The organism is Embleya sp. NPDC056575, from assembly GCF_042793325.1.
GTDB lineage: Bacteria > Actinomycetota > Actinomycetes > Streptomycetales > Streptomycetaceae > Embleya.
Map to the genome: position 1 here is coordinate 24,163 of NZ_JBHTVA010000010.1, position 11,564 is coordinate 35,726.

The following is an 11,564-nucleotide window of genomic DNA, read 5'->3' on the forward strand; positions in this document are numbered from 1 at the left end:
CGAAGCGGTGACCAGGGCTGCCCGTAGGTGCGGCGGGGTCGCCCGGACCGGGGCTGCCGCCCGCCACACCGGGACCAGCTACGGCAACGGACCCGACGCGCGTTCCACCGCGACCGTCTCCCCGGCCGGAGTCGCCGAACACGCACCTGTCGTGAGGAGGCCATTCCCGTGTTTCGGCCCCATCCGGCCTCCGTCCGGCGCGGTTCAGCCCGAGCGGGCGAATCCGGGGACGTCGGTGTCCTGCGCGTCCGCACTCGCGGCAAGGTGCTCGTACTGGGCGAGTGCCAGGCCCAGGCCGAAGAAGGTGGGCGCCCATTCGCCAACGAAAATGCCCCAGCGGTCGGCGCGTTCCGCGTCCTCGGCCTTGTTGCTGACCAGCCACGACGCGAAGGTCAGGCCGATCGAACCAAGCGCTGCGGTGTACGCGTGCTCGCTTCGCAGGCCCATCTCGTACAGCTTCTTGATGATCACGACGTCCTCCGGGGTCGGCGGGTGTGGTTTGGTTATTCGCTGCCCGGGCGGGCGCCGGGATTGTTCGTGGTCGCGACCGGACCGTGTACGGCCGCCGGCATCGGGGTATGTGCCGCGGTCGCGGCGACGGCGCCCGATGCCCGCCCGGAGGTGATGGCTTCGCGCAACGTGTCCTCGCGGGCCGCCTGTTCGGGGTGCCGGGAGCGCCAGTAGGGATTGTCGTGCGGAAGGTTGCCGCTGACGCGCCCGTACAGGCCGAAGGTGAGCACCATCAGACCGACGCAGAAGCTGAAGATCACGTTGGGCATACGGAAGGCGAGGATGTTGGCGTCCTTGCCGATCAGCCCGAGATTCACGAAGCCGCTGAGGATGAACGAGGCCCCGACCATGATGTTCAGGGTCGAGGCCAGGTTCCCGCCGATCACGGCGCCGGCGATCAAAATCGCGCCGACGACGACGGAGATCGTACTCAGCGCGCCATTGGTGCTGAGCCCGGCGACCCGTTCGCCGGAGGTGTCGAAGAACGTCAGCTGGTCGGCGAATCCCAGGGCGCCGAACACCAACAGCACCATGCCGGTGAAGCCGGCGCCGAAACGGTAGACATAGGCGAGCCGGTGGTCCACCGGCATCTCGTCGGACAACTTCACAACCGCCTCCAATGCGTGAGGCCCCCTACCGCAATGGTTCGCACCACCCGCCGCTTGCACAAGTTGCATCGTTAATGCATCGTTTTTCGGGACTTGGACCATAGAGGGAGGCCGTCCTTTGTCCGAACCACCACCGCCCGCGAGCATCGGCCCCGGCGATCCGGAACAGGAGCTGGACCTGACGGCCGGCGCGGCCGCGAGCAGGCTCGGTGTGGCCGTCACCACCCTGCGCTCGTGGGACCGGCGATACCACCTGGGCGCGAGCCGGACCAGCGCCGGCGGGCACCGCCGCTACTCACCCGACGACATGGCCCGCCTCCGGCGCATGTGCGCGCTGGTCGCCGACGGCGTCCCGGTCGCCGACGCCGCCCGCGCGGTCCTCGGCAACGAAAGGGGCGGCCAGACGAAACAGCGCCCGGCGGGGCGGTCCGGAGGAGGTCACACCTTCGCCGTCGGTACCCGCGCAAGCGGTCAAGCCCGCGGCCTCGCGCGCGCCGCGATACGACTGGACGGCGCGGCCGTGCACGACATCCTGGACCGGGCGATCACCGAACGCGGCGTCGCGGCCACATGGGAGGACCTGGCCCAGCCGGTGCTGTACGGGATGGGGCGCAAATGGGAAGGCGGGAGAGGCGATCGGGACTCGAACACGTACGTGGAGGTGGAGCACCTGCTGTCGGAGTGCGTGCTCGCCGCTCTGCACCGCGCGTGTGGCCGCAGCCATACGACCGAAGCACAGGGACCGTGCGCGTTCGGCACCCGCGGGGTGCTCCTGGCCTGCACGGACAAGGAACTCCACACCCTTCCCCTGCACGCTCTCAACGCCGCACTGATCGAGCGCGGGATTCCCACGCGCATGTTCGGCGCCGCCCTCCCCGCCGACGCCCTGGGCCGGGCGATCGCCCGCACCCGACCCTCCGCGGTTGTCCTGTGGTCCCAGAACCCCGACACCGCGGACGCGCGTTCCCTCGACCTGCTGCGCGACATCCCCGGCACCACCGTGCTCGCCGCGGGCGCGGGTTGGGGCGCGACGCCGGCCCGCGGCACCGTCCGACTGACCAGCCTCACGCAAGCACTCGCCATCCTCACCCCGACCCCGACCTCGACCCGCCGGCCGCGCCGGCGGCAGGGCCCGAAGACCGTGACGATGGAAGAACTTTCGTGAAGGCACGAGCGAATAAACCGCGGGATCACGGCGTTGCCTGTCGTGTGGAACGAACGAGGATCACCGTGATGGCCCGGCTGACCGCGAAGCCCGGGTACGAAGAGCAGGTCCGTGCGCAGTCGATCTCGCTGGTCGCGCCGTCACGCGCCGAGGCCGGCAACGTCTCCTACAGCACCTTCAACAGCGCGACCGACCCGCGGGAGTGGGTCGTGGTGGAGGAATGGGAGAGCCGCGAGGCATTCGAGCGTCACCTGGCCAGCCCGCACATGCGGGAGGCCTTCACGGCCGGCGCCGAGTGGCTGGCCGGGCCGCCGGTCGACACGGTGATCGAGGGGTGAGCCACGGATCCCCTTCGCGGCACTGTCGAATAGTTCTCAGTTCCCGACCGCGTTGACCGAGTCCAGGTAGAGGCAGTAGGCGGCGGTGTGGCTGCCGGCCCCGGCGGCGAAACGCCACCAGAAGCCGGCCGCCTCGTCGCGTCCGGTGATGTGCAGCAGGCAGGCGAACACCAGGGCTCCCCGCGGCTCGATGCGGCGGTCGTTGACCAGCCGTGACAGTCGGTGCGCCGCGTAGGGGGAGTTCAGGACCATCGCGTCGGTGGAGCCGAGTTCGCGGGCGGCGCGTTCGTGCCGCGACAGGTCCAGGCCCCGGCCGAGCATCGAGACGCCCACGGCCCGGCCGGGCGTGCGGGTCGGGCCGGGTCGGTCACGGTGAGCGGGCCGGCGTCCGGCTGCCCGGAGGCCAGTTCTGATCCACGACCAAGCCGACCTGCGCGAGCCGAGCTGCCCCTCCGCGAACGAGCACGTGGTCGGCCGGGTGCGGGACCCGGCGTTGTCCAGCAGCAGCCCACGGCTTGGCCTACCGGTTCGGCAGCGCCTCGCGGAAGGTCGTGGTGATCCACGCCGGTACGGTGATCGCGGTGCCGACCACCACCGCGTGCGCGCCGGCCGCGATGGCCGCCGCCGCGTCGGTCGGGCAGTGGTATCGGCCCTCGGCGATCACCGGGACGTTCACCCGTGCGGCCAGCGTCTCCACCAAGGCCAGATCGGGGCCGGGCGTGCGGGCCCTGTCCGGGGTGTAGCCGGCCAGGGTCGTCGCCACCGCGTCCGCGCCGGCCGCCTCGGCGGCCAGCGCTTCGTCCTCGGTGGACACATCCGCGAGGACCAGCGCCCCCATGGCATGCACCGCGCGCGCGGCGTCGGCGAATGTGCTGCCGTCGGGCCGGGCCCGGGTGGTGCCGTCGACCGCGACGATCCCCGCTCCCGCCGCTCGCACCGCCACGGCGTGGGCGGCGCTCGGCGTGATGTACACGTCCGCGTCGCCGTCCTTCCACAACCCGATCACCGGCACGTGTACCGCCTCGCACACCGCCTCGACGTCGGGGATGCCGCCGATACCGCCACAGCGGATCGCGGCCGCGCCGCCCTCCACCGCGGCGCGTGCGATCGCCGCCATGGTCGCCGGGCCCCGCAGCGGGTCGTCCGCGCGGTGGACCTGGACCGACACGATCAGGCCACCGCGCAACCGCTCAAGCAGGTGATGCATGGTCACATCCGTTTCGGTGCAAGGGATTCATCTGTTCCTTCGGATTCACGAAAGCACTCGGGCCGGCTCGGTTCACCGGCCCCTCGCGTCGTTCGCGTTCACGGCGACCGTCAGGTCCTCGGGCAGCAGGGCCGCGCCCACCAGGGGCGCGTCCAGCCCGAGCGCCGCCGTCAGCACGGGAATCGTGCGCAGCGGCGGCAGGACCTCGGCGCGCAGCGCGTCGGCGAGGGATTCGGTGAAGCGTGGGCCGATAGCGGCCACCCCGCCGCCCACGACCAGCGCCTGGGGGTCCAGCGCGCTCACGAGTCCGGCGAGTGTGCGTCCCAGGACGACCGCGGCCTCCTCGATCACCTGGCCGGCGCGGGTTTCCCCGGCGTGCGCGCGGCGGGCGATCTCGCGCAGGTCCGGTCCGGGGGTGCTGTAGGCGGCTTCGATCGCGGGTCCGGACGCGACCGCCTCCAGGTGCCCGGTGCGACCGCATGCGCACGGTCGCGCCCGCACCGGGCCGGCCACGCTCAGGTGGCCCAGTTCGCCCGCGACTCCGCGACCGCCGCGCACGATCCGGCCGCCGAGGGCGAGTGCGCCGCCCACCCCGGTGCCGACCGACACGTACAACACCGCGTCGTTGCCGATCGCGGCGCCGCGGCGCAGTTCACCCAGGGCCAGCACGTTGACGTCGTTGTCCACCAGGGTCGGCAGACCGGACGCGGACGCGACCGCGTCGCCCACGGCAGTGCCCGCCCAGCCGGGAAGCAGGTCCGTCGCGAAGCGGACGGTCCCGGTTCGGCTGTCCACGGCACCGGGCGCGCCGACGCCCACGCAGGTCGCGTCCGGGGCGAATTCGCGCACCAGGTCGATCACCGCCGCCAGCACCCGGTCCGGGCCCGCCGCGGCCGGGGTCGCGCGCACGCGGCGACCGATGACGCTTCCGTCGCGCCGCACCAGCCCGGCGGCGATCTTCGTTCCGCCGATGTCGACCCCGATCCGGGGCCATCCCGGGAGTGTCATGCCGCGAGCAGGCCGGCCCGGACCAGGTGGGCGCGCACGTCGGCGATCTCGGCCGCGTTCAGCGGGATCTGCGGTGCGGCGGTCGCGGGGCAGTCGATCACGCCGAGCAGGTGCAGCGCGGCCTTGAACGCGCCCAGCGCCGACGATCCGCGCCCCATGCGCTCCGGCGAGCCGACGTCGACGAGGCCGAAGAGCGCGATCAGACGCTCCTGTTCGGCCTTGGCCGCATCCCAGTCGCCGGCCGCGGCCAAGTCCCGCAGTCGCACGTAGCCGCGCGGGTCGACGTTGCCCAGACCCGGGACCACGCCGTGCGCGCCCATCCGGAAGGCGGTGTCCACGGTCAATTCCGAGCCGGTGAGCACCGCGAAGTCCGCGACGTCGGCGGTCTCCAGGAGCAATCGGCGCAATCCGCCCTCGTCGCCGCTGGAGTCCTTGACCGCCTGGATCACCCCGTCGCGGGCCATGTTCGCCAGTTGCGCGACGCCGAGCTTGGTGTGTACCGACACCGGCAGATCGTAGGCGATCACGGGCAGGTCGGTGGCGGCGCGCAGCGTGCGAAAGTGAGCGTTGATCTCGGCCGGGTGGGTGCGGGTGTAGAAGGGGGCGGTGGCCACCACTCCGTCCACGCCGTACTTCTCGGCGGTGCGGATGTGCTCGACCACGCGCAACGTGGCGGTGTCGATCACGCCGGCGACCACGGGCACCCGCCCGGCGACGGCGCTCACCGCGATCTCCAGGACCCGGGCCCGGTGCGTGTCCGGCAGGAACGCGACCTCGCTGGTGGAGCCGAGGACGAACAGGCCGTCCACGCCGGTGTCGAGCAGGTGCGCGATCAGTCGCTCCAGCGAGGGGGCGTCGACTTCCGATTCGGGGGTCAGCGGGGTGCAGACAGGGGGTACGACGCCGCGAAATGCGGTCGGCGACGAGGACATGCGGTTCAGAGCTCCTGGCAAGGGTGAACGGGGAAGGCGGAACAGAACGGGGCAAGGGCGGTAGGAGGGTGGAACAACGGCGGATCGCGGAAGAGCGCGGGAGCGGTCACAGGGGGTGGTGACAGCGGAAGAGGTGACCGGATTCCGCCTCGCGCGGCTCGGGCGACACTTCGGCGCAGGTGTCCGTGGCCTGCCTGCACCGGGTCCGGAACGGGCATCCGCTGGGCGGGTCGACGGCGGAGGGAAGGGGGCCGGTCAGGGTGATCCGCTCCGCCGAGTCGAGCAGGCTGGGCGTGGCCGAGAACAGGGCGACCGTGTACGGGTGCCGCGGGGTGGCGGTGACCAGCGCGGTCGGGCCCTCCTCGACGACGCGGCCCAGGTACATGACGGCGATCCGGTCGGCGAGGTAGCGCACGGTCTGGATGTCGTGGGAGATGAACACCAGGCCCAGGCCGAGCCGGTCCTTGAGGTCGCGGAGCAGGTTCAGGATCTGCGCCCGCACGGACACGTCGAGCGCCGAGGTGGGTTCGTCGGCGACGATCACCTCGGGTTCCAGGACCAGTGCTCGGGCGATCGCCACCCGCTGGCGTTGTCCACCGGACAGCTGTCCGGGCAGTGCCTCGGCCGCGCTCGGTGGCAGGCCGACCAGGTCCATGACCTCGCGCACGCGCGCCTCGCGCTGCTCCCTGGTGCCGCGCCCGTGCACGTCGAGGGGGTCGCGCAGGACCCGGCGCACGGTCAGGCGTCGATTCAGTGCCGTGGAGGCGTCCTGGAAGACCATGCCCAGGGCGCTGCCGAGTTCGCGGTCGCGGCGCTTGGCGGGCATCTCCCACAGGTTCCGGTCGTGAAAGCGCACGACGCCCGCGGTGGGCTTTTGCAGCCCCACCAGCACCCGGGCCAGGGTGGACTTGCCGCAGCCCGATTCGCCGACGATGCCCAGCACTTCGCCGCGGCGGATCGCGATCCGCGCACCGGTCAGGGCGTGCAGGTGTGCCCTGGCGAAGAGTCGGGTGCCGGGCACGGTGTGGGTGACGTCCACGTCGTGCACCGAGAGCACCGCGGGCTCGGCCGACGTCTCCGGTTCGGGGTTGGTCGCGGGTGTGGGCACGGTACGGGTCCGGCTCATCGGACGCCTCCGGTCGGGATGTGGGCCGGGTGGTGGCAGGCGGCGGCGTGCGCGTGCACGTCACCGCTCAGGGCCGGTCGCACGTCGAGGCACTGCTCGCTCGCCGCGGGGCAGCGTTCGGCGAATCGGCAACCGGGGCCGAAGTCGGCCGGCGGCGGCACCACTCCCGGGATCTGGTGCAGGCGTTCCTCGCCGGCTTCCAGGGAGAGCACCGAGCCCAGCAGGCCGCGCGCGTAGTGGTGGCGGGGTGTGCGCAGGAGTTCCGCCGTGCGGCCGGTCTCGATCACGTGACCGCCGTACATGACCACGATCCGGTCGGCGAGCGAGGACACCAGTGCCAGGTCGTGCGAGACCAGGACCAGGGCGAAGCCCAGTTCGTCGCGTAGCCGGGTCAACAGGTCCACGACCTGGGCCTGCACCGTCACGTCCAGCGCGGTGGTCGGTTCGTCGGCCAGGATCAGCCGGGGGCCGCGCGAGAGGGCCATCGCGATCAGCACCCGCTGGCGCTGGCCGCCGGAGAGCTGGTGCGGATGGCTGCGCAGCGTGCGGGCGGCGTCCAGGCCCACCAGTTCGAGCAGTTCGGCGGGAGTGCGGGTGCCGCCGCGCCTGGTGAGCTGGCTCATCTGCGTCTCGATGAGCAGGCCGGGGTTGAGCGAGCTGAGCGCGTCCTGGTAGACCATCGCGATCTCGTGTCCCAGGAGCGGGCGGCGTTCGCGCGGGGTCATCGCGAGCAGGTCCCGGCCGGCGAAGCGCACCTCGCCCGCGGTCTCGGCGCCCTTGGGCAGCAGGCCCATCACGGCCAGGCTGGTCAGGCTCTTGCCGCACCCGCTCTCGCCGACCAGCCCCACGGTCTCCCCGGGGCGTACGTCGAAGGAGACGTCGTCGACGACGCGTACGCCGCCGTGCCGGTCGGGGAAGCGTACCGACAGCCCACGCACGGACAACAGCGGTGGCGCGTCGGGGACCTCGCGAATCGGCAGCCGGTCGGCGGCCTCGGCCAGGCGTGCGTCCAGGACGGCCCGCGCGGCCGGGTCGAGCGGCGCGACGCGGGCGGCCTGGCGCTCGGCCTTGATCGGGTCCTTGGCCGTGTGTCCGGCCGGCGCGGCCCACGCGTCGGAGATGCCTTCCGCGAGGACGTTCAGCGCGAGCACGGTGAGCAGGATCATCAGGCCCGGGAAGAAGGTGGCCCACCAGCCACCGGTGAGCACGAGGGTGCGGCCGTAGGCGATCACCGACCCCCACGAGGGATCGGGGTCGGGCACGCCCGCGCCGATGAAGGACAGGCTCGCCTCGAAGACGATGGCGTCGGCGACCAGGACGGTGGCGAAGACCAGGATCGGCGCGGCGCAGTTGACCGCGACGTGTCGCACGAGGATGTGGGGGCGGCGGGCGCCGATCACGCGTTCGGCCGCGACGTAGTCCTCGCCGTACTGCGCGAGCACGTTGGCGCGTACGACACGGGCCAGCGAGGGGGTGTACAGGAACGCGATGGAGCAGACCAGCACGCTCAGCGAGCTGCCGAAGACGGCGACGAACACCGCTGCCAGGGCCACGTTGGGGAAGGCCATGACCACGTCGAGCACGCGCATCACGCCCTCGTCGACCGGACGGCGCGAGGTGGCGGCGAGGGCGCCGAGCAGGCCCCCGAGCACGAGCGCGAGGACGGTGGCGCCCAGACCGATGGCGAGCGACCAGCGGGCGCCGACCAGGAGACGGGAGAACACGTCCCGCCCGGCCCGGTCGGTACCGAACCAGTGGTCGCCGGAGGGGCCTTGGGCGGGTATGCCGGTGGCGAGCGGATCGTGCGGGGCGATCCACGGTCCCAGCAGCGCCGCCAGGCACAGCAGGGCGAGCGCGCTGACGCACACCCGGGCGGGCACCGACAGGCGGCGCCATCCGATGCCGGGGCGCGAGAGTCGGGCGACCAGTTCGGGACGCATCATGTCAGGCCTCCCTGGTGCGGGGGTTGGCGAACAGGCAGGCGAGATCGACGACCAGGTTGACCAGCACGAACACGACGGCGATCACCAGGACGGTGCCCTGTACGACGGCCACGTCGCCGGAGGTGACGCCGTTGAGGATGAGCGTGCCCAGGCCCGGGAGGCCGAAGATGGTCTCGATCACCACCGCGCCGCCGAGCGCGTATCCGGCGCGCAGGCCGAGTACGGTCAGCGGGGTCACCAGGGCGTTGCGCAGTACGTTGCGGCCCACGATCACCAGGGGTGGCAGGCCGTTTCCGGCGGCGGTGCGCACGTAGTCGCGGTCGAGTTCCTCGACCATGGAGGTGCGCACGATGCGGGTCAGCGACGCGCCGACGGGCACGGCGATCGCGACGGCGGGCAGGAACAGGCTCTGCAGCCAGGCGCTCACGCCGTCGACCGGGTTGACGTAGCCGCCGGTGGGAAACCAGCCCAGGCGCAGCGCGAACTGCTGGATGAGCAGGATGCCGAGCCAGAACGAGGGCGTGGCCACACCCGCCATCGACAGCAGGCGGATGACCTGGTCGGGCCATCGGTCGCGAAAGATCGCCGCGGTCACGCCGAGCAGCAACGCGCCCAGCGACGCGAGCAGCATGCCCAGGAAGGTCAGTTGCAGGGTCAGCGGCAGTGCGGTGAAGATCGCGTCCGAGACCGGCTTGCTCGGCGGGGTGGTGACCCCGAGGTCGCCGTGCAGCAGGTCGCCCAGGAAGGCGAGATAGCGCACCACGATCGGGTCGTCGAGGCCGTGGTCGGCGGCGTAGGCGTCGCGCGCGGCCTCGGACGCGCCTTCGCCGAGCGCGTTGTACGCGGGGTCGGTGGGCGAGAAACGCAGGACCACGAAGACGAACAACGTGATCCCCAGGAGGAGGGGTGGGAGCGTGAGCAGCCGTCTGCCGGCCATGCGCAGGATCGTGGTCATGGGGCTCTCGGGAGGCGGGAGGCGGGCCGCCCGCACGGGCGGGTGCGGGCGGCCCGGGTGACGGGCGGGGACGGGGCCGGGTGGCTTACGCGGGGCCCGAGTCCAGGAAGGACAGGCCGGTGGTGGGCAGCGGCCGAAAGCCGGTGAGCGCCTTGTCGTTCCAGGCGGTGGCGAGCTTGCGGTGGAAGACGGGGTAGAGCGGGACCTGTGCGGCGGCCAGGTCGATCGCCTGGGCCCACAGCTCCTTGCGCTTGACGGTGTCGGCCTCGGCGGCGGCGGCGTCCAGGAGCGTCCGGGCCTGCTTGCCCTCGGGCGTCTGTGACCACATGTGCCGCTTGTCGGCCCACAGGCCCACGTACCACCAGCGCATCAGCAGGTCGACGTCGTTGCCGAACACCGACGGGTCGCCGGGAGCCGCCATCACCTGGTATTCGCCGTTGTCGATCTTGTTCTTGTACTGGCCGCCGGACTGGCCGATGTCGAGCGTGGTGCGCACACCGATTCCGTCCCAGCTCTCCTTGATCAGCGGCGCGACGTCCTTGACCCACGCGGTGTCGGTGAGCACCAGGGTGAGGTCGAGCCCGCTCACGCCCGCCTCGGCCAGCAGGCTCTTGGCCCGGGCCGGGTCGTAGCCGTAGACGGTGCCCGCGCGCCGGTAGTCGGGGTGGGTCTCCTGGAGGAAGCTGCTCGCGGGCGTGGCGTTGCCGAGCAGGCCGGTGGCGATCAGCTTCTCCTTGTCCAGGCCCCAGTGCAGCGCCTGGCGCACCCGTACGTCGTCGAAGGGCTTGCGGCGCAGGTTGAACATCAGGAACAGCAGGCCGAAGCTCTGTACGGAGTCGGCCCGATGGGCCTTCTTGACCTGGGCGTAGTTGATGTAGGGGACGTCCTCGATGACCTGGACCCGGTCGGAGTCGAGCGCCGTGACCCGGGCGGAGGCGTCGGCGAGCAGGAGCCAGTTCATCGTGGCGGCGCGCGCCGGCTTGGGGCCGTTGTAGGCGGTGTGCTCGGCGAAGACGATCCGGTCGTCCTTGGTCGCGGACACCATCCGGTAGGGCCCCGATCCCACCGGCAGCGCGTCGAACTGCTGTTGGCCCTTGGTCACCACGGCCTTGGGGACGATCTTGACCACGGATATCCGCTCGCCGAACAGCGCGAAAGCGAACTTGAGGCCGAACTCGACCGTGTTCGCGTCGACGGCGCGCACCTCGCGCAGGAACGGCAGGAACTGGGTGATCAGGGAGTTGTTCGCCGGGTCCAGGATGCGCTGGAAGCTGAAGGCGACGTCCTCGGCGGTGACCGTCGAGCCGTCGTGAAAGGTGGCGCCCTGGCGCACCTTGACCCGCCATGTGGTGGCGTCCACCTGCTGGGGCATCGTCGCCGCCAGTGCGGCGTAGGGGCTTCGGGTGACCGGGTCGAGATCGACCAGGCCCTCGAAGACGTGCAGGTTGGCCGCGACGGGGAGCGCGCCGGAGGCGGTCATCGGGTCGAAGCCGGTGCTCAGCGTGTAGGAGAGACCGGCGTTGATGGCCTTCTTGCCACTGCTCTTGCCGCCCGAGTCCGCGTTGCCGGTGTTGGTCGACTCGGGGCCGCACGCGGCGAGGGAGCCACCGATGGCGGCTGCGGCGCCGAGCGCGCCGGTGAACCTGAGGAACTGCCGGCGGCCCAGCGCCTGGGCGGGCGAACGCGACTCGAACACGGCGTCTCCTGTCTTGTCCGGTAATGCGAGGACTCGAAATAGAACCTATGGGAATAATCGCTGAACATCAGACATC

Annotated in this window: 12 protein-coding genes; 2 read left to right on the forward strand and 10 right to left on the reverse strand. The window is 71.8% G+C overall.

Going from position 1 to position 11,564, the window contains the following annotated elements; genetic code table 11:
- Positions 1–204: 204 nt before the first annotated feature.
- The gene (locus ACFRCG_RS09910) at positions 205–471 is read right to left on the reverse strand and encodes a hypothetical protein (RefSeq protein WP_380030293.1); all 267 of its coding nucleotides are present in this window, start codon (positions 469–471) and stop codon (positions 205–207) included.
- 32 nt (positions 472–503) lie between these two features.
- Complete coding sequence (locus ACFRCG_RS09915; protein ID WP_380030294.1) at positions 504–1,118, reverse strand: DUF4383 domain-containing protein; 615 nt, start codon at positions 1,116–1,118, stop codon at positions 504–506.
- A gap of 118 nt (positions 1,119–1,236) precedes the next feature.
- On the opposite strand from ACFRCG_RS09915, the gene ACFRCG_RS09920 reads away from it, so the two are divergent.
- The gene (locus ACFRCG_RS09920) at positions 1,237–2,283 is read left to right on the forward strand and encodes a MerR family transcriptional regulator (protein WP_380030295.1); all 1,047 of its coding nucleotides are present in this window, start codon (positions 1,237–1,239) and stop codon (positions 2,281–2,283) included.
- A gap of 68 nt (positions 2,284–2,351) precedes the next feature.
- Positions 2,352–2,621 (forward strand): putative quinol monooxygenase, encoded by a 270-nt coding sequence (locus tag ACFRCG_RS09925; protein WP_380030296.1) that lies wholly within the window; start codon positions 2,352–2,354, stop codon positions 2,619–2,621.
- A 36-nt stretch (positions 2,622–2,657) separates the two neighbouring features.
- Here the strand turns inward: ACFRCG_RS09925 and ACFRCG_RS09930 are convergent, their stop codons facing one another.
- From ACFRCG_RS09930 to ACFRCG_RS09965, 8 genes are all read right to left on the reverse strand, one after another.
- Positions 2,658–2,954 (reverse strand): hypothetical protein, encoded by a 297-nt coding sequence (locus ACFRCG_RS09930; protein WP_380030298.1) that lies wholly within the window; start codon positions 2,952–2,954, stop codon positions 2,658–2,660.
- 187 nt (positions 2,955–3,141) lie between these two features.
- On the reverse strand, positions 3,142–3,828 hold the full coding sequence (locus ACFRCG_RS09935) for a putative N-acetylmannosamine-6-phosphate 2-epimerase (RefSeq protein ID WP_380030299.1): 687 nt from the start codon (positions 3,826–3,828) through the stop codon (positions 3,142–3,144).
- Between the two features lie 72 nt (positions 3,829–3,900).
- The gene (locus tag ACFRCG_RS09940) at positions 3,901–4,836 is read right to left on the reverse strand and encodes an ROK family protein (RefSeq protein ID WP_380030301.1); all 936 of its coding nucleotides are present in this window, start codon (positions 4,834–4,836) and stop codon (positions 3,901–3,903) included.
- Positions 4,833–5,768 (reverse strand): dihydrodipicolinate synthase family protein, encoded by a 936-nt coding sequence (locus ACFRCG_RS09945; RefSeq protein ID WP_380030302.1) that lies wholly within the window; start codon positions 5,766–5,768, stop codon positions 4,833–4,835. Before ACFRCG_RS09945 ends, ACFRCG_RS09940 begins: the two co-directional genes overlap by 4 nt.
- Positions 5,769–5,874: 106 nt before the next feature.
- A complete protein-coding gene (locus ACFRCG_RS09950; RefSeq protein ID WP_380030467.1) occupies positions 5,875–6,825 on the reverse strand; it encodes an oligopeptide/dipeptide ABC transporter ATP-binding protein in 951 nt (316 codons plus the stop codon).
- A 65-nt stretch (positions 6,826–6,890) separates the two neighbouring features.
- Positions 6,891–8,837, reverse strand: coding sequence for a dipeptide/oligopeptide/nickel ABC transporter permease/ATP-binding protein (locus tag ACFRCG_RS09955; RefSeq protein WP_380030303.1), 1,947 nt, complete (start codon positions 8,835–8,837; stop codon positions 6,891–6,893).
- A 1-nt stretch (position 8,838) separates the two neighbouring features.
- Positions 8,839–9,792 (reverse strand): ABC transporter permease, encoded by a 954-nt coding sequence (locus ACFRCG_RS09960; protein ID WP_380030304.1) that lies wholly within the window; start codon positions 9,790–9,792, stop codon positions 8,839–8,841.
- Positions 9,793–9,877: 85 nt separating this feature from the next.
- Complete coding sequence (locus ACFRCG_RS09965) at positions 9,878–11,488, reverse strand: ABC transporter substrate-binding protein (protein WP_380030305.1); 1,611 nt, start codon at positions 11,486–11,488, stop codon at positions 9,878–9,880.
- Positions 11,489–11,564: the final 76 nt, after the last annotated feature.

Bases quoted from the DNA above. Each gene is read 5' to 3' on its own strand.
- ACFRCG_RS09955 (WP_380030303.1), bottom strand. From the start codon at position 8,837: ATGATGCGTCCCGAACTGGTCGCCCGACTCTCGCGCCCCGGCATCGGA.
- ACFRCG_RS09960 (WP_380030304.1), bottom strand. From the start codon at position 9,792: ATGACCACGATCCTGCGCATGGCCGGCAGACGGCTGCTCACGCTCCCA.
- ACFRCG_RS09935 (WP_380030299.1), bottom strand. From the start codon at position 3,828: ATGCATCACCTGCTTGAGCGGTTGCGCGGTGGCCTGATCGTGTCGGTC.
- ACFRCG_RS09925 (WP_380030296.1), top strand. From the start codon at position 2,352: ATGGCCCGGCTGACCGCGAAGCCCGGGTACGAAGAGCAGGTCCGTGCG.
- ACFRCG_RS09945 (WP_380030302.1), bottom strand. From the start codon at position 5,768: ATGTCCTCGTCGCCGACCGCATTTCGCGGCGTCGTACCCCCTGTCTGC.
- ACFRCG_RS09940 (WP_380030301.1), bottom strand. From the start codon at position 4,836: ATGACACTCCCGGGATGGCCCCGGATCGGGGTCGACATCGGCGGAACG.